Here is a 21,605-nt window from a genome sequence, read left to right as displayed (position 1 = left end):
GCGCCGGTGCAGTTGGGTGGTTGTGTGCATGCGGCGTGGTCGGGGGCGAATAAGTATGTGCGGGACTGCGGCAGTGATGCCGATGACAGGAGCGTGGATGTGCCGAAGGCGTCCGCGTCGCCGTCGTATGTGTTCCGGGTGAACCGGGATGTGGTGGTGCTCAATGATGTGAATTCGGGCAATGTGTGGCTGGTGAACCAGAACATGCAGCTGGTGAACAACTGGGACGACGTCATCCCTCCCAAGAACCAGTCCAACGACCAGGACCAGGAATCAGCGGACAACAACACTGTCAACATCCTCCCGGACCGCACCAAGCCCAACCGGCCCCCGGAAACCAAGCCCGACGCCGTCGGCGTCCGTCCCGGCCGCACCACGGTGCTGAGCGTGCTGGACAACGACTCCGACCCCGACGGCGACGTCCTGACCGCCGCCGTCTCTGGCAACGGCCCCAAGGCCGGCAGCCTCGAAAGTATCTACGGCGGCACGGCCTTCCAAGTCACCGTCCCGGCCGACGCGAAACCCGGCACCGAAACCTTTGGCTACAACGCCGCGGACGGCCGCGGCCTGTCCGCAGGCGGCAGCATCACCCTCAGCGTCGTGGGCGATGACGAAAACAAACCCCCGCTCTTCAAGCGCGGGGAGCCCACCACCATGCTCGTGGAGCAGGGCAAGACCGTCAGCCAGAACATCCTCACCGACTGGACCGATCCCGACGGCGACGACCTGGTCCTGATGGACGCCAAGGCGGACAACGACCAGGACCAGGTCAAGGTCCGCCGCGACGGCCTGCTCAGCTACCAGGATTCCGGCGCGGCCCCCGGCAAGAAGACCGTCACCGTCACCGTCTGGGACGGCCGGGCCACCACCACCGGCAAGGTGATCGTCAACGTCCAGCCCCCCGGTGCCCTGCAGCCGGTGGTCAACGCGGACCACGTGAGCGCCGTCGTCGGCCAGGACCTCGTGATCGCACCGCTGAAGAACGACGTCGACCCCAACGGCGGCGCCCTGCGCCTGGCCCAGGTGGAAGCGGCCGGAACCGCCGAGCTGGGCCCCGTGACCGACGGCGGAACGTTCACCTTCCGCAGCAACACCCCGGGCCCGGTCTACCTGAGCTACATCGCCAGCAACGGCCCGCAAAGCACCCAGGGCCTGATCCGGGTGGACGTGGAGTCCGGCAAGGACACCGGCGACCCCGTGGCCGTGCACGACGTCGCGCTGCTGCCGGCCGGCGGCAGCGTGCTGGTGGACCCGCTCGCGAACGACTCGGACCCGGCCGGGGGAGTGCTGGTGCTGCAGTCCGTGCAACTGCCCGGGAACGCCACCGCCTCCGTCAGTGTGATCGACCACGCCGTGCTGCGGATCACCGACATCACCGGCACCAAGGAACCGTTCATCTTCCGCTACACCATGTCCAACGGCTCCAAGTCCGCCACCGGAAGCGTCTCCGTGGTCCCCGTCCCGGCACCCGCCGTCGTCGAGGCGCCCCAGCCCAAGCCGGACGAGGTGAACGTCCGCGTCAACGACGTCGTCACCATCCCCGTCCTGGCCAACGACACGCACCCGCAGGGCCAAAAGCTGACCGTGGACCCGGTGCTGCCGCAGCCCGTCCCGGCCACGGACGGCAAAAGCTTCGTCTCGGAAAACACGCTGCGCTTCATTGCCGGCGGCGTGCCCAAGACCGTCCGGGCCATCTACAACGCCGTGGACCCGCAGGGCCAGAAGAGCGCCGCGGCCGTCACCATCCACATCCTTCCGCTGGAAGGCGCGCAGAACTCACGGCCGCAGCCGAAAAACCTCACCGCCCGCGTGGTGGCCGGCGGCTCGGTCCGGATTCCCGTGGAACTCGACGGGATCGACCCCGACGGCGACTCCGTCCAGCTGACCGGCATCGACAGCACCCCCTCGATGGGAACCGCCACCGCCGGAAGCACCTTCATCGACTTCACCGCAGCCGGCGACGGCGCCGGTACCGACACCTTCCGCTACAAGGTCGTTGACCGGCAGGGCGCCGTGAACACCGGCACCGTCACCGTCGGCATCGCCCCACGCGGGGACACCAACCAGAAGCCGACGCCCGTGGACGACGCCGTTGCCGTGCGTCCCGGCCGCCAGATCGCCGTCGACGCCACCGGCAACGACACCGATCCCGACGGCGACCCGATCCGGATCCTGGCCGGCGGCATCGAAGCCGCCCCCGAGCTGCAGGCCACGGTCAGCAAACAGAGCGGCCGCATCATCCTGCTGGCCCCGGGCCAGGAAGGCACCGTTAACGTCCGCTACAAGGTTGCCGACGACCGCGGCGCCACGGCCCAGGCCGCCGTCGCCGTCAAGGTCCAAAAGGACGTGCCCCTGCAGGCACCCATCGCCCGCGACGACCGGGTGACCTCCGCCCAAACGCTCGGCAAGACCGCCGTCGACGTCCCGGTGCTCAAGAACGACGAAGACCCCGACGGCGTCGGCGAAAACCTCAAGGTCAGCACCGAGGCCAAGACCGCCCGGCCCGGCACCGAGGGCAACATGATCGTCGAACTCACCGAACAGCCGCAGCTGATCCCCTACACCGTCGAAGACGTCGACGGCCAGAAATCAACGGCCATCATCTGGGTGCCCGGCATCGGTCAGCAGGTGCCCACGCTGGCCAAGGACGACGTCGTGGAAGTGGTTGCGGGACAGTCGGTCACCGTGGACCTCAAGGAGTGGGTCAAGGTCCGCGACGGCCGCTCGCCGCGCCTGACCCAGACGGACCGGATCAAACTGATCGGCGCCGACGGCTCAGATCCGGTCGCCAACAACGGCACCGCCCTGAAGTACACGGCCGGCCAGGACTACGCGGGCCCCGGCTCGCTCAGCTTCGAGGTCACCGACGGCACCGGCCCGGACGATCCGGCCGGCCTGAAATCAACGCTTAGCATCCGCACCAAGGTCCTCCCGGACCCCAACCGGAACAACCCGCCCGTGCTGCTGGGCAGCCAGGTGGACCTGCCGAAGGGCGACGCCACCAGCGTGGACCTGGCCCGGCTCACCACGGACCCGGACGACGGCGACGTGCAGAACATGAAGTACGAACTGGCGGGCAACGTCCCACCCGGCTTCGACGCCCGAGTCGAGGGACAGGCCCTGAAGCTCTCTGCCAAGGACGGCAGCGACGCCGGCGCGGACGGCGCCGTGCAGGTGAAGGCCAAGGACCCCCGCGGCCTCGAAACCACCGCAACGTACCGGTTCACGGTCACCGCCTCCAACCGGCCCAAACCCGTGGCCAACGACGACCTCGAGCCGAACGCCGCCGCCGGCAAACCGGCCACCGTGCCCGTCCTGGCCAACGACTCGAATCCGTTCCCTGAGTCGCCGCTCAAAATCGTCGCCGCGACCGCCGAAACCGGCTCCGGGAACGTCGGCGTCGAGGGCGGCAACGTCGTGGTCACACCGGCCGCAGGGTTCTCCGGCACCATGGTCGTGGCCTACACCATCGCCGACAAGACCGAGGACCCGTCCCGCCAGGCCACGGCCCGGATCCGGCTGACCGTCAAGGACCGGCCGCTGGCACCCACCACTCCGCAGGCGGCGAGCGTGGGGGACGGCACCGCGTTGCTGAACTGGACCGCGCCGGCGGACCGGGGATCCCCGATCACCAAGTACACGGTGTACGGCGAGGGCGGATTCCGGCAGGACTGCCCGGCGAACAGCTGCACGCTCACCGGCCTGACCAACAACGCGAAGTACCACTTCCAGGTCACGGCCACCAACGCCATCGACGAATCCGAACGCTCCCCGGCGTCGGCCGAGGTGCGCCCCGACGTCAAGCCGGATACCCCAGCGGCGCCGTCGCTGAAATTCGGCGACAAGCAACTGGCGGTGACGTGGGTTGCCCCGGCCTCCAAGGGCTCGCCGGTCAAGTCCTACGATCTGGAAATTTCGCCCGCGCCGGCGGGGCAAAACGCGCAGATCCAGAACCTCACGTCGGTCAGCTACGTCTGGAAGGGCCTGGAGAACGGCGTGGCCTACAAGGTCCGGGTCCTGGCCCGCAACGACGCCAAGGAGCCCTCCGAATGGAGCGGTTACTCCGCCGCGGAGACGCCCGCGGGCGTGCCCGTCACCCCGGCGGCGCCGAGCGCCAGCCAGGCCGGTTCCCTGGGCACGCAGAGCCAGCTCAAGGTCACTTGGGCAGCGCCGGACAATAACGGCGACGCCGTGTCCTCCTACACCCTGACCACGCTGCGCGGCGGAGCCGCCGTGGCCACGCAGAAGGTCTCCGACACCTCGCAGAACGTCACGGTGGACAACTCGGAGGCCGATTACACGTTCACCGTGGCCGCCACCAACAAGGCCGGCACGTCAGGGATTAGCCCGCAGTCCGCCCCCATCCGGGCCGCCGGCAAACCCGGCACGGTCAGCAGCGGTACCGTTGCCGCGCCCGGCAACAGCGGAGAACTGAAAGTCACCTTTACGCCGCTGACCCAGGCCCAGCGCAATGGCTCGCAGGCCTCGGAGATCAGCTACCGCTGGTCCACGGCGTACGGCTCGGGCCCGATTAACGCCCCGGGCGGTACCATCACCGGCCAACCCAACGGCAAGAACGTCACGGTGAACATCATCGCCGTTTCCACGAAGAACAACGTCTCCGGGGACGGCAAGAACATCGGTTCGGCCGTTCCTTATGGCCAGCCGGGGCGCCCCAGCCTCACCGGGGAGACTTCCTCCAAGGGCGACGGGCAGGTGCACTGGACCTGGACCCAGCCGAACGATGGCGGCCGGCCGATCAACCGGTACGAAGTGAACTACGACGGCACCGGCTGGAAGAGCGTCGGGCTGACCCTCCGCTACGATCACAACGCGGGCGGCTGGAGTCAAACCCACACCCTGAAGGTCCGCGCTTGCAACGGCACCGACGGCAACAACGACTGCGGCTTTGACGACACCGCCAGAGCCACTTCCGGGGCTGACCCGGCGCCGCCGCCGCCAACGTCCTGGTCCATCCGGGCCACCCCGGTGCGCACCTGCACGGAACCCAGCAGCAGCACGGACAGCTACCGGAACAGCAACCCGGACCAGTGCATCAGCCCGGGCAAGTGGTTCGACACCGGCATCACCGCGCAGGCGGACTACTACGTCCGCTGGGGCTCGTCCGGCCGGCTCTGGTACCACCTGACGTCCGGCCCCGCCGCCGGCAACTTTGCCCGGGGAGACACCACCAGCCTGGGCTCCACCCCGCCGGCGGGAATGCCCCAGCGATGACCGCAATCCTGTCGCCTAAACTAATCGCCGGCCATCGCGGGGATTCCCCGCCGGCGCACACCCCAACGCATTACCCGAATGGAAGAGGAACCAGCGCATGACGATGACAACTGAGCAGGCCGAATGGTTTGCCGGCACCTTTGAGAAGCTCGTTGCCAACGTGGGGCAGGCCGTGCTGGGGAAGGCGCATGTCATCCGGCTGACCTTCACGGCCATGCTGGCCGAAGGCCACGTGCTTTTCGAGGACGCTCCCGGAACCGGCAAGACCTCACTGGCCCGCGCCCTTGCGGCGACCGTCCAGGGCTCCAACAACCGCATCCAGTTCACCCCGGACCTGCTGCCCTCGGACGTCACGGGCGTAACCATCTACGACCAGAAGACGCAGAAGTTCGAGTTCCACAAGGGCCCGATCTTCAACAACATCGTCCTCGCCGACGAGATCAACCGCGCCTCGCCCAAGACCCAGTCGGCGTTGCTGGAGGTCATGGAGGAGTCCCGGGTCACCGTGGACGGCTCCACCTACGAGGCCGGCCGGCCGTTCATGGTCATGGCCACCCAGAACCCGATCGAGCAGGCCGGCACCTACCGCCTGCCCGAGGCGCAGCTGGACCGCTTCCTGATCAAGACCTCCATCGGCTACCCGGACCACGCCTCCACCGTGCAGCTGCTCGGCGGCGCCAACCTCAAGGACCGCTCGAAGGACATCACGGCCGTAATCACCACCCAGGCCGTCGCGGACATGGCCGACCTCGCCGCCACCACCCACGTGGACACCGCGGTGCTGGAATACATCTCCCGGCTCTGCGAGGAGACCCGCAGCGCCCCGGAGACCCGCCTGGGCGTGTCCGTCCGCGGCGCCCTCGCGATGGTCCGTGCGGCCAAGGTCTGGGCGGCGAGCCAGGGCAGGAACTTCGTCCTGCCCGACGACGTCAAGGACCTCGCCGCCGTCGTCTGGACCCACCGCCTGGTGATGGACCCGGAGGCGGAGTTCTCCGGCGCCACCGCCGAGGCCGTCCTGGCCCGGGTGCTGGCCGACGTCGCCGCCCCGCAGCAGCGGGCCGCCGTCTAAGCCGCGCCTCCGACCGAGTCCAGCCGCGGGCCCCGATTCCAGCCCCGCAACCATGCACGAACAAAGGCACCCATATGTCCACCAGCACCCCGTTGACTCGGCTTGCTGAACGCCTGAAGCGGCCCCTGTCCCGGGCCGCCGGTCCCTCCCGGCTGCACCCCTCCGCCGTCTGGGCCGAGGCCCGCAGCGCCGCCGCCCTGGCCCTGGACCCGGCCTGGCGCGCCATCCGCGGGCGCTTCCGCCGGCACCTCTGGCCCGTGCTCTCCGTCGTGAGCGTGCTCGGCTGGTCCGTGCTGGCAGCCTCAATATTGCTGTGGAGCGCCGGCCAGGCCTACGGCTGGCAGGAAGCCAAGGCCGCCGCGATCGCCGCCTTCGTCCTGCTGGTGCTGGCGGTCGGCTTCATCCTGGGCCGCTCCTCCTACGGCGTGCTGCTGGACCTCGCCCGGACCCGGGTGGCCGTCGGGGACAGCGCCGTCGGCAGCATCGCAGTGTCCAACACCTCCGCCCGCCCGCTGCTGCCCGCCGCGCTGGAACTCCCGGTGGGAGCCGCCACCGCCGTGTTCCACCTGCCCCGGATGAAACCCGGGCAGGTCCACGAGGACCTCTTCACCATCCCCACCGCACGCCGCGCCGTGATTGTGGTGGGCCCGGTCCGGTCCGTGCGCGCCGACCCCCTGCACCTGCTGCGCCGCCAGGTGCTCTGGACTGAACCCGAGGACCTCTACGTGCACCCGAAGACCGTGGCCCTGGCCGGTTCCGCCGCGGGCTTCATCCGCGACCTGGAGGGTATGCCCACCACCGACCTCTCCAGCGCCGATGTCTCCTTCCACGCGCTGCGCGACTACGTTCCCGGCGATGACCGGCGGCACATCCACTGGAAGACCACGGCCCGGACCAACAAACTCATGGTGCGCCAGTTCGAGGAGACCCGGCGGGCACACCTGGCCATTTCGCTCTCCACCAACACGGACGAGTACGCCTCCGAGGAGGAGTTCGAGCTGGCCATCTCCGCCGCCGCCTCGATCGGACTGCAGGCCATCAGGGAACAGCGCGACCTCGACGTCCTCACCCAGCAGGGGCCGCTGCGCTGCCAGACCGGCCGGAACATGCTCGATGACATGACCCGGATTGTCGGCGCGCCGCAGCGCAAGAACGCCGTCGACCTCGCCCGGACCCTGGCCGACACCGTGCCCAACGCCTCCGTGGTGTTCTTCGTGGTGGGCAGCAACGTCACCCCCACCCAGTTGCGCTCCGCCTCGGCTTCGGTCCCGCCGGGCGTGCGCAGCCTCGCCGTCCGGATCCAGGCCGGGGCCGCCCCGGCCCGGGCCAACATCGCGGACCTGACCGTGCTCACCCTGGGCGATCTCTCCGAACTGGCCATCGTGCTCAGGAAGGCGGCCGCATGAGCAACGCCACGGGCTTCCGGCCCCGCAACAACACCGCGGCACCCCGCCGCTCCGGCTTCGCCGACGGTCAGCCGGCCTGGCACTACCTGCTCGATGCCGGCGCCCTCACCCTGCTGCTGGGGCTCGGCGTGCTCGGCTTCAGCCTCAGCTTCGGCGGCGACCCGTACTACCTGGCCGCCGGTTTCGGCGGCATCCTGCTGGGCCTCGGCGTCGCTGCCGCCAAGGTGCACTTCCGGCTCGGAGTGCTGATCACCACCGCGCTCGCGGTGGGCGCCTACCTGGTTTTCGGCACCGGCCTGGCCGTGCCGGAAGCCTCGATCGCCGGCTTCCTGCCCAGCCTCGAATCGCTGCGGACCCTGCTGGTGGGCGTGGTCTTCGCCTGGAAGGACATGCTGACCGTCGGCGTGCCGGTCGGGACCGCGGGCGGCACGCTGATCGTCCCGTTCCTGAGCTCGCTGCTGACCGCCCTGGCTGCCGGGCTGCTTATCTGGCGGCTCAAGAGCCCGTACTGGCCGCTGCTGCCGGTGCTGCTGTTGTTCATCACCGGCATCGCGTTCAGCACCAACGCCGGCTTCCTCACCGTGGAACGCGGCATCTCGCTGACCGTGGTCGCGATCGCCTGGGCCACCTTCCGCCGCGACGCCCTGCGCAGCAGCGACACCCGCAAGGTATCGGTGAACCGGCCGGACACGGACCAGGCGGCTGCCCGCACTGCGCGGCTCCGCCGGGTGGGCACCGCCGCCGCGGTGATCGCCGTCGCCGTCGGGATCACCGCCGTCGCGTCCCCGCTGGTGGCCGCCGGTGACGACCGGAAGGTGCTGCGCAACACGATCGTGCCGCCGTTCGACCCGAAGGACTACGTCACACCGCTGGCGAGCTTCCGCAACTTCGTCAAGGACAAGAAAGACGACAACCTCTTCCTGGTCAAGGGCCTGCCCAAGGACGGCCGGGTACGGCTCGCCGCCTTGGACGCCTTCAACGGCACCAACTACAACATGGACCCGAACGGTTCGGGCAGCTTCAGCAAGGTGGGCGACGCGAAGTCCCTGAACACCCTCGCCGACACCACCGGAATCGTGCCGACCAACAACTACACCCTGGACATCACGATCGAGGACTACCAGGGCTACTTCCTGCCGGGCGGCCGCAAGACCACCGGCATCAGCTTTGCCCGGGACGGCTCGGGCGCAGCCTCCGGGCTGTACTTCAACTCCGGCACGGACACCGCCGTGACCACCCGCGGGCTGGGCAAGGGCGATTCCTACAGCGTCCAGGTGGCGGACCCTGCGATGCTGGAGCACGGCCAGCTGACCCAGTACGACTTCGCCAAGGTGTCGCTGCCGGACCCGGGCGAGGTCCCGCCGGTGGTCGGTTCGCAGGCGAACGACCTCGCCGCCGACGCGCCCACCGCGATCGACCGGGTCCGCCAGATTGAGGCGCATTTCCAGAAGAAGGGTGCCTTCAGCAACGGCCTGATCGCCGACGGGCAGCTCCCCAGCGTCTCCGGCCACAGCTCCAACCGCATCCGCAGCCTGCTGACGGCCAAGCAGATGCTCGGCGACGACGAACAGTACGCCGTCGCCATGTCCCTCATGCTGCGTCATCTGGGTATCCCCTCCCGCGTGGTGATGGGCTTCTACCCGGACCCGAAGAGCCCGGAAAACGGTGCGGGCGAAGTGCAGATCACCGGCAAGGATGTGCACGCCTGGGTTGAGGTCGCTTTCGACCGGGTGGGCTGGGTGTCCTTCGATCCCACGCCGCCCAAGGACAACGTGCCGATCCCGCCGGATCCGGAGAACAAGTCCAAGCCCAAGCCGCAGGTCCTGCAGCCGCCGCCCCCGCCGCAGGAACCGGCCGAACTGCCGCCGGACTCCTCGCCGGACGCGCTCGACGCCGACCAGAAGAAGAACAACCCCTGGCTGTTCTGGGGCCCCCTGCTCGCCGCGATCGGCACGGCGCTGATACCGGTGGCGGTCCTCGCGCTGCCGCTGCTGCTGATCGCGCTGCTGAAATCCCGACGCCGGAAGGCCCGGTTCACCGACGGGCACCCCGCGCAGCGCGTCGGCGGCGGCTGGAGCGAGGTGCTGAGCCTCGCGACCGACCTCGGCGCCGGCGTGGACAACCGCGCCACCCGCCGGGAGTCCGCCGTCGTGCTCGGCGAAGCGTTCCCCGCGAGCCAGGGCACCACCACGCTGCTCGCCCACCGGGCCGACGCCGCCATTTTCGGGGCAGCCGAGCCGAGCGAGGAGCAGGTACGCGAGTACTGGGAGATCGTGGACGGCTCACTCAAGGAGATGACCGGGACCGTGGGCTTCTGGCGCCGCCAGCAGGCCCGCTTCTCGCCACGCTCACTGCTGGCCGACGGCCGGGCCGCGCTGAAGCTGAGCGGACTCCGCCCGGTCCTGCCCGGCCGGCGCCGCGGCGGCGGGGTTCCCGGCGGCTCCGGCCCGGTGTCCGGTCCGGCTGCGGTTGACCCGGCCAGCTTCGGTCCAGCTAGTACAGTGGAGCCCGGTCCGCACCAGGAACCACAGGGAACAGCCAGGAAGAACCGCAACGAGCCATGACCGACGACGTCGAGCGCTGCCCGCGCTGCCACCAGCCGATCCGGCCCGGCGCCGCGTTCTGCACCTCCTGCGCGGCGCCGCTGATCAACCGTTCGGCGCGCAACGCCGGGCGGGCGGACCCAACACCCGGTACTATCCCGGTAGCGCCTTCCGGGCACGGCGGTTCGTTCGCGCCGGGGCAGGCACCTGCCGGAGTGCAGCTGAACGGACAGGGTGTCCACGGACAAGGGGGAGGTACCGTTTTGCCGAACAAGCTTGAGCTGGTTCCCGCGGACGCCGGAAAACGGCTCGGCGCGGCGGTGCTGGACTGGACCGGCCCCGTGGCGCTCCTGGTGGTGCTCTTCGCCGTCGGCTTCGCCGGCGTCACCCAATCACGCAGCGCCGGCACCATCGTCTACAACACCTCCTCACTGGTGCTCTTTGGCGGCATCGGGCTTGGGGCCACACTCGTCTACACCCTGGTCCAGGCCATGATCGAGGGCCGGTCCGGCAACACCCTCGGCAACCGCATCGTGGGGATCCGCAGCGCCGACGCCGATGGGTACGCGCCCGGCGGCGGAGCGGTCTTCCTCCGCGGCCTGATCACCGGGGCCGGTGTGCTGCTGGCCGCCCTGGCCGCCGTGCTGGTGGTGGTCTTCCAGTGGTTCGGCGCCGCGCTGGTGATCCTCGGGCCGCTCGCCCTGGTGGGTGCCGCCTGGGCCGTCCTCGTGGTCGTCTCCAACACCTGGGATCCCAACAGCAGGCTGCGCGGCTGGCACGACACCGCCGCCAAGACCCTCGTCTTCGACATCAAGGCCGGCCGGAACCCGATCACCACCGGCGGCATCCAGGGCCCCTACAGCTTTGCCCCTCTAGACCTTCCGCCGGTGCAGCAAGTCGCCTCGCCGGTGGCCGGCGCCGCGCGGCTGCAGCCGCAGGCGCCCGCGGCCGTGCCGGCTTCCGTGCCGGTCCCCGCGCCCGCGCCCGCTCCGGCAGCGGCTCCGCCGGCATCCTTCCGGCCAATGCCCGCCGACCCCGGCGCCGCCCCGATCGAGGCCGTCCGGAGCCAAGCCGTGAATGGCCGTGCGTTCAGCGCACACCCCGACGACGACCACGACCGCACGCAGGTCCGCGGCGACAGCTCCGCGCCGGTCACCGTGGCCATCCTGCGGATCAGGATCGACGACGGCCGGGAGGTGGAACTGGACCGGTCCCTGCTGATTGGGCGCAACCCCGCCGGCCACCCCGGCGAGGAATCCGTGCAGTTGCTGCCGGTGGCCGACCCGGGACGCTCCATCTCCAAGACCCACCTCCATGTGCTGGCCGGAAACGGCGGCATCTGGGTGACGGACCGCAACTCCACCAACGGGAGCGCCGTCACAACGCCGGACGGTATCCGCACCGCACTGGCACCCGGGGAACCCACCCACGTACGCCCCGGATCCACCGTGCACTTCGGTGACCGCTCCTTCTACCTAGGACAGGCATGACATCCCAGCCGGCATCCGTTCCTCCCGCCGAAGCCCCCGGAACCACCCCCAGCAGTGTCCCGAGCAGTGCCCCCAGCCTGCGGCTCAATTGTGGCTACGGCACGGACCGCGGCCTGCGCCGTGAGATGAACGAGGACTCCTTCATCGCGGCCGATCCGGTCTTTGCGGTCGCCGACGGCATGGGCGGCCACGAGGCCGGCGAGATCGCGAGCGGCATTTGCGTGCGCACCCTCTCCGAAATTCCCCAGCTCGCCACGGGGGAGCGGAACGCCACCGCCGCCGTCGTCCAGCAATACCTGCTCGAAGCCGACGCCGGCATCCGCGAGGCGACCGGCTCCCGCGCCGGCACCACCCTCTCCGGCGTCGTCGTGGTGGAACAGTCGGGCATCCCGTACTGGCTGGTGCTCAACATCGGAGACTCCCGTACCTACCGGCTCAGCCAGGGCAAGCTCAGCCAGGTGAGCGTGGACCATTCCGAGGTGCAGGAGCTGGTTGATGCCGGCGAGATCACCGCGGCCGAGGCCGCCGTCCACCCGCGCCGCCACGTCGTCACCCGTGCGCTCGGCACCGGCGACGAGACCGAAGCCGACTACTGGCTGCTGCCCGTCGAGGAGGGGGACCGGATCCTGGTCTGCTCGGACGGCCTCAACGGCGAGCTCGACGACGAGCAGATTGCCCGCATCCTGGTCTCCGAGCCGGATCCGCAGGCCGCCGTGGACGAGCTGATCCAGGCAGCCCTGCGCAGCGGCGGCCGCGACAACGTCACCTGCATCGTGGTGGACGCGAGCAACGTGGCGAACGACGACGGCGCGCAGACCGCCCCGCGCACGCCGGCGGAGGCCGAAGACGAAAACACCCTGCCGCGCACCGAGGTGCTGGACGTCGCCCCCGACGGCGGAGTCGCCGGCGCCGCGGCGGAGCACGAAGGCGGGGCCGCGGCCGGATCAGGCGAGGAGCCCCATGGCGTCCGCTAACCGGCCGGGCGATGTCAGCTACACGCCGGGAACCTGGCTGGGCGTGGTCCGCTCCGGAACTGTGGTGTTGCTGCGCCCGGACACCGACCGCGCCCTGGTCGACTCGCTCTGGACCCTGCTGGCCGGAGACCCGGAGATTCATGAGGTCCTGGACGCCGTGACCTCGGCCTCGGGCGGCTCGCTCGCCCGGCTGCCCTGGTTCGGGATCGTGGGGTTGCGCGGTTCGCTGCAGGTGTTCCTGCGCGGCGAGATCGATCTGGAGGTCCGGCTGGACGGCGGGGAATCCGTCGCGCTCAGCGGCCGTGACGTGACCACCTGGACCGAACGGCGCTTTGCGGCGGCCGAGAACTTCAGCGTGGACATCCCCGCGGCAACTGCCACCGCCCCGGCGGGCGCGCTGCCGCTGGGCGACGGCGTGGTCCTGCTGCAGGGACTGTCCTGCGGTCTGTCCGCAAACCCGTCCGCCGCCGCCGTGCGGCCGGACGCGGCGCCCCATATTGCCGTCCCCGACGGCGTCCCCACGGCTCTCCCCGGCGCCGTGCCTGAAGCCGCCGTCGAGGACCAGTTGCTGGCCGCCGCCGAAGCGGACATCGCCACCGAACTGAGCGATCTCGGCAGTTCGGCCGACACGGTGCTGGAACTTCCGGAGGAGGAGCTCGACGCCGGACTCGCCACGGAGGCGGCCGCCCCTCCGTCGCCGGAACCCGCAGATCCGGAACCCGCAGAGCAGGAGCCTGCCGAGCCTGAGCCCGCCGAGCAGGAGCCTGCCGAGCCTGAGCCCGCCGAGCAGGAGCCTGCCGAGCAGGAGCCGACCAGCAGCTACGACCACCTCTGGGAACAGACGGTGATGCGGAACATCGAAGACGCCGCCGTGCGCGAGGATCCTGAGGCCGAGGAGGAACCCGCGCCGGAGCCGTCCGACGCCGGGGAACCCGACCCCGCCGCAGCGGCTATCGCCCCGGCGGAGGAACAGGCGGAGGAGCCCGCGGCACTCCGGGCGCCCGAGCCGGCAGCCCGCCCGGCCGTCCCCAGCGGGCTGATCGACTCGGTGCCCTGGCGCACCGGCGGCGAGCGGACGCCCGACGCCCCGCTGGCGCCGCGCGCCCCCGGTCCCGTCGCGCCGCCGTCGCTGTTGACCCCGCCCTCCCCGCAGCCCGCCGGCCAGGTTCCGGCGCCGGCCGGTGATGCCGACCACGACGGCCAGACCATCATGAAGAGCGCCCTCAACGGCAGCCCCGCCGCACGCCCGGGACCCTCTCCCGCCAAAGACACAGCCAAAGACCCCGCCACGGGCCCCATGGTGCTGGCCCGGGTGTGCCCGCAGGGCCACGCGAACCCGCCCACCAACGCCCAGTGCGCCTACTGCGACCAGGCGCTGCCCGGGGACGGTGTCCAGGTCCGCCGCCCCAGGCTGGGCCGGATGCGGCTCTCCACCGGCGAACTGATCGACCTCGACCAGTCGCTGATCGTGGGCCGGCAACCCTCCGTGTCCCGCGTGCAGGGCGCCGTAATGCCCAAACTCGTCCAGGTGGCGAGTCCCGGCGGCGACATCTCCCGCTCGCACGTGGAGGTCCGGCTCGAGGGCTGGCACGTGATGCTGTGCGACCTCAAGGCCACCAACGGCACGGTGCTGCTGCGCGAGGGCCAGGCCCCGCGCCGGCTCGCCCAGGGCGAGATGGCGATCCTGTTCGACGGCGACATTGCCGAACTGGGCGACGGCATTCAGCTGCGCTTCGAGGAGCTCCTGTGAACGCCAAACGTCCCGTCGCCCCGCCGCCCAGCATCCCGGGCTTCACCTACATCAGCCCGCTCGGCTCGGGCGGGTTCTCGGACGTCTACCTCTACGAACAGGACCGGCCGCGCCGCAAGGTGGCCGTCAAGGTGCTGCTCTCGGACCTCAAGACCGAAGGCGCCCGCCGCCGCTTCGAGTCCGAGGCAAACCTGATGGCCCAGCTGTCCTCGCACCCGTACATCGTGACGATTTTCGAGGCCGAGGTCACCGAGGCCGGGCACTCCTACCTGGCCATGGAGTACTGCTCCCGGCCGAGCCTGGACGTCCGCTACCGCCGCCAGCGTTTCAGCGTGGACGAGGTCCTGGCCGTCGGCATCCAAGTGGCCTCCGCCGTCGAAACCGCGCACCGCGCCGGCATCGCGCACCGCGACATCAAACCGGCGAACATCCTCGTCACGGACTACAACCGGCCGGCGCTGACCGACTTCGGCATCTCCGGCACCTTGGCCGGGGACCAGGACGAGGACGCGGGCATGTCCATCCCGTGGTCCCCGCCGGAACAGTTCAGCGACCGGCAGGTCGACGGCGTGCTGGTGGACGTCTGGGCGCTCGGCGCCACGCTCTACACCCTGCTGGCCGGCCGGTCCCCGTTCGTGCTCCCGGGCGCGGACAACTCACAGCGCGAGTTGATCTCCCGGATCACCAGCCTGCCGGTGCCGAAGCTGGGCCGTGCCGACGTGCCCGAGTCCCTGGAGCTGGCCCTGGCCACGGCGATGGCCAAGTCGCCGGCCTCCCGGTACTCCTCCGCCCACGCCTTTGCCCTGGCGCTGCAACGCATCCAGGCGGAGCTGAACCTCTCCGTGACGCCGTTCGAGGTCCTCGAAGAACCCCGCGCAGACGAGCCGCACCCCGATGACACCTTCGAGGAAACCCGCGTCCGCAGCGTCGCCGCCATCGACCCCGACGCCACCGGGCACGCCCCGACCTTCCCGGCCCGGGTGCCGTCCGCAGCATCGCCGGACGACTCAACCACCTTCAACAACCCGGGCATCCGGGACACCAGCCGGGATACCGTCCAGCGGCCCGCCGCCGGGCCGGCGTTCGCGGCGCCGTCCGCCGCCGCGCCGCGCCCGGAGGACGACGACGTCGCCGCGACGGTCAACCGTTCCAGCATGGCGCCGCAGGAGGACACCCGCGGCGGGAGCTCCGGCGAAGCCGGCGGTGCCCCCTCGGGCCACGGCCGCCGGAACCTCGTGCTCTCGATCGTCGGCGGCGCGGTCCTGGCGATCGCCGTCGTCGTCGGCATTATCGCCGGGACCAACGGACCCGCGCCGGCCCCCAAAGCGTCCGAGCAGCTCAGTAAACCGCCGGCGGACGCCCTGGACAACGGCACCGTCCCGGACGTGGCATCGCTCTCCGGGAGGGCGGACAATGCCGGAAAACTCACTTTCACCTGGAAGAACCCGCAGCCCAAGCCCGGCGACAGCTACAAGTGGCGGACGTACTCGCTAAAGGGCAAAGGCGACTTCCAGGCCGCCACCACGGCCAGGGTCCAGGTGGAGCCTAACCCGGCGGGGGAGACCTGTATCCAGGTGATGATTGTCCGCTCCGACGGCGCGTCCTCGCCGATGGAACAGGACTCCATCGCCTGCGCCAGGAAATCCTGAACACCACATCCCTGCCCAGGGCACACCCGAAAACACCAAGGCATACCGCCCAACAAGGAGACACCGACCATGGGGGACCTAGCGATAGATTTCTGCGGCGAATGGCACGAACCATCCGACGAGGACATCTTCAGCATCGGCCGCGAGGGCGACCTCGAAGTGGACGACAACCCGTACCTGCACCGCCAGTTCCTGCAGATCGCGCGGTATGACGGCATCTGGTGGCTCAGCAACGTCGGCAGCATGCTCTGCGCGACCATCGCGGACGCCTCCGGCGGCATGCAGGCCTGGCTCGCACCGGGAGCCCGCATTCCGCTGGTCTTCAGCCACACCAACGTGATCTTCACCGCCGGCCCCACCACCTACGAGTTTGCCGTCCACCTCCGGACCCCGGCGTTCCGGCAACAGGCCCGCAGCGAGGACAGCGGCGGAGACACCACCATCGGACCCGTGGTCTTCACCGACTCGCAGAAGGCCCTGATCGTGGCGCTCGCCGAGCCGATGCTGCGCCGCGACGGAACCGGCTTCAGCGCCATCCCCTCCTCCGCGGAAGCGGCCAAAACCCTGGGCTGGGCATTGACCCGGTTCAACAGAAAGCTGGACAACGTGTGTGACAAACTCGACCGGGTGGGAGTCGCCGGACTGCGCGGCGGAGCCGGCAAGCTCGCCACGAACCGACGCGCACGGCTCGTGGAACACGCCGTGACCTCGCATCTCGTGACCGCTGCCGACCTGGTGCTGCTCGAAACACAGCGCGGAGGGGACGAAGGATGAGGATCCGGCTGACCCTGCGCCGCGACCCCGCCGAGGCCAAGGACCTCGCTGTCACGGTCGACGGCCTGGCCACGGTGGCGGACATCGCCACCGAGCTCTGGGCGGCGGACCCGGCACGGCGCGGAACCCGGCCGCCGTCGAACCTCACGCTCAGCATCGAGGAGGCCTTCGCCGCCGGCGGCATGAAAGGCAGCGTCCTGAACCGGGAGGACAACCTGCTTGAATCCGGGCTGCGGCCCGGCTCGATCGTTGCATTGACCCAAGTCAGCGAGCAGTTCGCGGTGCCCGGGGCGAACCGGGGACCTGCGGCGGCGACCTTGCGCGTCCTCTCCGGCCCCGACGTCGGCCGCGAATTTTCGCTGCCCTCCGGCACCAGCTACATCGGCCGGGACCGGGACGTCGACGTCCGGCTGACCGACCCTTTGACCTCCAAGCGGCACGCCCGCATCACGGTGGGCGAAACCGTGGAAATCGTGGACACGAACTCCGCCAACGGCCTGCTGATGGACGGCCTGCCGGTCAGCCGCGCCACGCTGAACTCCTCGGACACCGTCACGCTCGGGGACACCACCGTGTCCGTGGTCTCCCTGGGCGGGAGCCAGGGCGCGGCGCCGAGCTCCCCGCTGATCAATTTCAACCGCTCGCCCCGCGTCGTGCCCCGCTTCGAACCGCACAAACGGACGCTGCCGGCCGGGCCGAAGCGCCAGGAGCACCACCCGTTCCCGTACATCATGCTGGTGGCCCCGCTGATGATGGGTGCCGTCATCTTTGCCGTCACGCAGAACATGATGTCCGTGATCTTCATGCTGATGATGCCGCTCTTCATCGTCGGCCACTACGTGGACCAGAAGATGCAGGGCAAGCGGGAACGCAAGGAACAACTCAAGTCATTCCGCGCCGCCATGGCCGCATTCCGTGCCGACATCACCGCGCTGCAGAAAGTGGAGCGCTCCGTCAGGCTGCAGGAAGCGCCGTCCGTCAGCGACACCGTGGACTCCATCTACAAACTGGGCCCGCTGCTCTGGACCCACCGCCCCGAGCATGCCGGCTTCCTGGGACTGCGGTTCGGGCTCGGCACGGCGCCGTCCCGGATCCAGTTCGAGGAACCGCACAGCAACGAGACCGAGCCTGAGTACATGGCCGAAATCCAGCAGTGCATCGCCCAGTTCGGCAGCATCGAGGGCGTGCCGATCGTCTCCCAGCTGCGCACCGCCGGCTCGTTCGGCCTGGCCGGGCCCCGCGGCCTCGTCGACGACGTGGCCCGCGGCATGGTGCTGCAGCTGGTGGGGCTGCATTCCCCGGCCGAAGTGGTCCTGACCGCCATCACCTCGGCGCAGTCCAAGGACCGCTGGGAGTGGCTGCAGTGGCTGCCGCACGCAGGTTCCGGCCACAGCCCGCTCAGCGGCGACCACCTCGCCGCCGGGCCGGCCGGCGGCTCGGCCCTGCTGTCCAAACTTGAGGACCTGATCGACCAGCGCGAGGCCGCGGCACAGTCGCCGCGTCCGGAGCTGCGCCCCGGCCTCGCCCTGGAAGGCGCCGACATCCCGGAACCGCAACTGCCCACCGTGCTCCTGGTGGTCGAGGACGACGCCCCGGTGGACCGGGGGCGGCTCACCCGGGTGCTCGAACGCGGACCGGACTCCGGCGTGCACGTCATGTGGGTGGCCAGCTCCGTCCAGCAGCTCCCGGCAGCCTGCCGCGACTTCATGGCGGTCGACGGCGAACACGGCACCACCACCGGCCAGGTCCGGCTGGGCCGGCACACGTTCCCGGTCAGCTGCGAAAGCCTCGACGCCGGGCTCGCCGCCCAGCTGGCGCGCATGCTCGCCCCGGTGGTCGACGTCGGCAAGCCGCTCGAGGACGACTCCGACCTGCCGCGGGCGGTGTCCTACGCGACATTGATCGGCAAGGATTTCCTGGACAACCCGCAGGCCGTCGCGGACCGCTGGACCGAGAACAACTCCGTGCACGCCAGCGCCAAGCCGAACCGCAAGGACAACGGCACGCTCCGGGCCCTGGTTGGCTCCAAAGGCATCGAACCGCTCTACCTCGACCTGAAGAACGAGGGACCCCATGCCCTGGTCGGCGGCACCACCGGTGCCGGCAAGTCCGAGTTCCTGCAGTCCTGGGTGATGGGCATGGCCGCGGCGTACAGCCCGGACCGGGTGAGCTTCCTGTTCGTGGACTACAAGGGCGGGGCCGCCTTCGCGGACTGCCTGCACCTGCCGCACACCGTGGGCCTGGTCACGGACCTGTCGCCGCACCTGGTCCGCCGCGCCCTGACCTCGCTCCGCGCCGAGCTGCACCACCGCGAGCGGCTGCTCAACCGAAAGAAAGCCAAGGACCTGCTGGAACTCCAGCGCCAGGCGGACCCGGAGGCGCCGCCCTACCTGATCATCATCGTGGACGAGTTCGCCGCCCTCGCCACCGAGGTGCCGGAGTTTGTCGACGGCGTGGTGGACGTCGCCGCCCGCGGCCGCTCGCTTGGCCTGCACCTGATCCTCGCCACCCAGCGCCCCGCCGGCGTCATCAAGGACAGCCTGCGCGCCAACACCAACCTGCGCGTGGCGCTGCGGATGGCCGACGAGGACGACGCGGTGGACATCCTCGGCGTGCCCACCGCCGCGTACTTCGACCCGTCCATCCCGGGACGCGGCGCGGCCAAGACCGGGCCGGGCCGGATCCAGGGCTTCCAGACCGGCTACGCCGGCGGCTGGACCACGGAGAAGCCGCAGCGCCCGCGGATCGACGTCGTCGAGATGGCCTTCGGGTCCGGCGCCCCCTGGGCCGCCCCCGCGGCCGAGACCCCGGCCCGGGAAGAACCCGCCGGGCCCAACGACATCGCCCGGATGACGGCGAACATCATCAAGGCGGCGGACGTGCTCGCCATCGAGCCTCCCCGCAAGCCGTGGCTGGATGAGCTGGCCACGACCTACGACTTCTCCCGGCTGCCGAACCCGCGCACCGACGAGCGGCTGCTCCTGGGCGTGGCGGACGACCCCGCGCACCAGGACCAGCCGACCGTCTTCTACGAACCGGACCGCGACGGCAACATGGCCATCTACGGCACCGGCGGCTCGGGTAAGTCGGCGGCCCTGCGCGGCATCGCGATCGCTGCCGCCGTGACCCCGCGCGGCGGCCCGGTCAACGTCTACGGCATCGACTGCGGTTCCTCGGGACTGAAGATGCTCGACGCGCTGCCGCACGTCGGCGAGATCATCAACGGCGACGACGTCGAACGCGTCGGCCGGCTGCTGCGCTGGCTGCGCGACCTCGCCGACGACCGTTCGGCCCGCTACGCCGAGGTCCGTGCCGCCACGATCGTGGAATACCGCGAGCTGGCCAAAATGCCGGACGAGAAGCGCATCTTCGTCCTGGTGGACGGCATGTCCGCCTTCCGCGAGGCCTACGAATACAGCAAGCTCTCGGCGCTCTGGGACATCTTCCTGCAGCTGGCCACCGACGGCCGCCCGCTCGGCATCCACCTGGTCGTCACCGGCGACCGGCCGAACGCGGTGCCGGCGTCGCTGCTCGCCTCGATCCAGCGCCGGCTGGTGCTGCGGCTGTCCTCCGAGGACGACTACATGTCCATGGACGTGTCCAAGGATGTGCTCGGTGCCGGCACCCCGCCGGGCCGCGGCCTGCTGGGCAACCTTGAGGTGCAGCTGGCGGTCCTCGGCGGGAACTCCAACTTGGCCGTGCAGGCGCGCGAGGTGCAGAAGCTTCGCGAGGCCATGCTGCGCCAGGGTGTGGAGCGGGCGCCGCAAATCGAACGCCTGCCGGACACGGTGGACCTGGACGTGCTCCCGGCCGGCAGTCCGGACCTGCCGGTGATCGGCGTCGACGACGAGACGCTGCAGGCCGCCGAGATCCTGGCCAAGGGCCCGCTGCTGCTGGCCGGCCCGCCGGGCTCGGGCCGCACCGTGGCGCTGGTAACCCTCGCCTACGCGCTGCGCCGGTCCAACCCCGGCGTGGAACTGATCTACCTCGGCTCGCGGCGGTCCGCCGCGGCGTCGCTCAAGCTCTGGGACCGCTCCGTGGTAGGCGCGGACGACGTCGAAGAGGCCATCGACGAGCTGGTGGACTACTCCACCGGCACGCCGGGCAAGCTGGCGATCTTCATCGAGGGCCTGACGGACTTCACCGACACCCTGGCCGAGACCGGCATCGGCCGGCTGGTCACCGCGTCCATCAAGGCCGAGCAGTGGGTGGTGGGCGAATCCGAGACCTCCACCTGGTCCTCGGCCTGGTCCCTGGCACAACCGTTCAAGTCCGGCCGCCGGGGCCTGCTGCTCAACCCCGGGGACATCGAGGGCGACAGCCTGCTCAGCACCTCGCTGGGCCGGATCAGCGGGGACTTCATTCCGGGCCGCGGCTACATCGTGGGTCGCGGCAAGGTCCGCAAGCTGCAGATCGCCCTGCCGCCGGAGAACCGGAACTAGCCCGGGACCGCCCAACTGACTCGCAGTTGTTGTCGTTTTGGGCCCTCAAAACGACAACAACTGCGAGCTACTTGGGCGGGGGACCGGCCGATGGGGAGGCCTGCCCATCGACAGTTTTTTGCGCGGCAGGGTAGGTTCGAGGCATTGGATCTTCCGGATCAGCCGGGGGCCGCTGGGGATGCCGAGAGTTTCGGGTCCGGTGAACTAAGGAGTTTTTTCGAATGGCTATTTGGGGTGCAGATGTTGCTCAGCTCAAGACTCTTGGGACGAAGC

Annotated in this window: 10 protein-coding genes; all 10 read left to right on the top strand. The window is 70.2% G+C overall.

Going from position 1 to position 21,605, the window contains the following annotated elements; all coding sequences use genetic code 11:
* Window positions 1-5,235 (top strand): Ig-like domain-containing protein (locus AC1DBL_RS16620; RefSeq protein WP_476926513.1); only part of this gene is annotated, 5,235 nt, incomplete at its 5' end.
* 97 nt (window positions 5,236-5,332) lie between these two features.
* Window positions 5,333-6,304 (top strand): AAA family ATPase, encoded by a 972-nt coding sequence (locus AC1DBL_RS16615; RefSeq protein WP_441419533.1) that lies wholly within the window; start codon window positions 5,333-5,335, stop codon window positions 6,302-6,304.
* Window positions 6,305-6,378: 74 nt separating this feature from the next.
* On the top strand, window positions 6,379-7,710 hold the full coding sequence (locus tag AC1DBL_RS16610; RefSeq protein WP_441419534.1) for a DUF58 domain-containing protein: 1,332 nt from the start codon (window positions 6,379-6,381) through the stop codon (window positions 7,708-7,710).
* On the top strand, window positions 7,707-10,274 hold the full coding sequence (locus AC1DBL_RS16605) for a transglutaminase-like domain-containing protein (RefSeq protein ID WP_476926512.1): 2,568 nt from the start codon (window positions 7,707-7,709) through the stop codon (window positions 10,272-10,274). The genes AC1DBL_RS16610 and AC1DBL_RS16605 overlap by 4 nt, the downstream gene beginning before the upstream one ends.
* On the top strand, window positions 10,271-11,743 hold the full coding sequence (locus AC1DBL_RS16600; protein ID WP_476926511.1) for an RDD family protein: 1,473 nt from the start codon (window positions 10,271-10,273) through the stop codon (window positions 11,741-11,743). The genes AC1DBL_RS16605 and AC1DBL_RS16600 overlap by 4 nt, the downstream gene beginning before the upstream one ends.
* Entirely contained in the window at window positions 11,740-12,717 is a 978-nt protein-coding gene (locus AC1DBL_RS16595; protein WP_476926510.1) for a PP2C family protein-serine/threonine phosphatase, read from the top strand. The genes AC1DBL_RS16600 and AC1DBL_RS16595 overlap by 4 nt, the downstream gene beginning before the upstream one ends.
* Complete coding sequence (locus tag AC1DBL_RS16590; RefSeq protein WP_476926509.1) at window positions 12,704-14,467, top strand: FHA domain-containing protein; 1,764 nt, start codon at window positions 12,704-12,706, stop codon at window positions 14,465-14,467. The genes AC1DBL_RS16595 and AC1DBL_RS16590 overlap by 14 nt, the downstream gene beginning before the upstream one ends.
* Window positions 14,464-16,116 (top strand): serine/threonine-protein kinase, encoded by a 1,653-nt coding sequence (locus AC1DBL_RS16585; protein ID WP_476926508.1) that lies wholly within the window; start codon window positions 14,464-14,466, stop codon window positions 16,114-16,116. The genes AC1DBL_RS16590 and AC1DBL_RS16585 overlap by 4 nt, the downstream gene beginning before the upstream one ends.
* A 69-nt stretch (window positions 16,117-16,185) precedes the next feature.
* Complete coding sequence (locus AC1DBL_RS16580; RefSeq protein ID WP_441419540.1) at window positions 16,186-16,890, top strand: hypothetical protein; 705 nt, start codon at window positions 16,186-16,188, stop codon at window positions 16,888-16,890.
* On the top strand, window positions 16,887-21,332 hold the full coding sequence (locus AC1DBL_RS16575; protein ID WP_476926507.1) for an FtsK/SpoIIIE domain-containing protein: 4,446 nt from the start codon (window positions 16,887-16,889) through the stop codon (window positions 21,330-21,332). The genes AC1DBL_RS16580 and AC1DBL_RS16575 overlap by 4 nt, the downstream gene beginning before the upstream one ends.
* The last annotated feature ends 273 nt before the right edge of the window (window positions 21,333-21,605 follow it).

Source organism: Arthrobacter sp. 10T44, from assembly GCF_056393885.1.
Note: the sequence above shows the minus strand (reverse complement) of the source record. Positions and strands in the feature narration are given on the sequence as shown.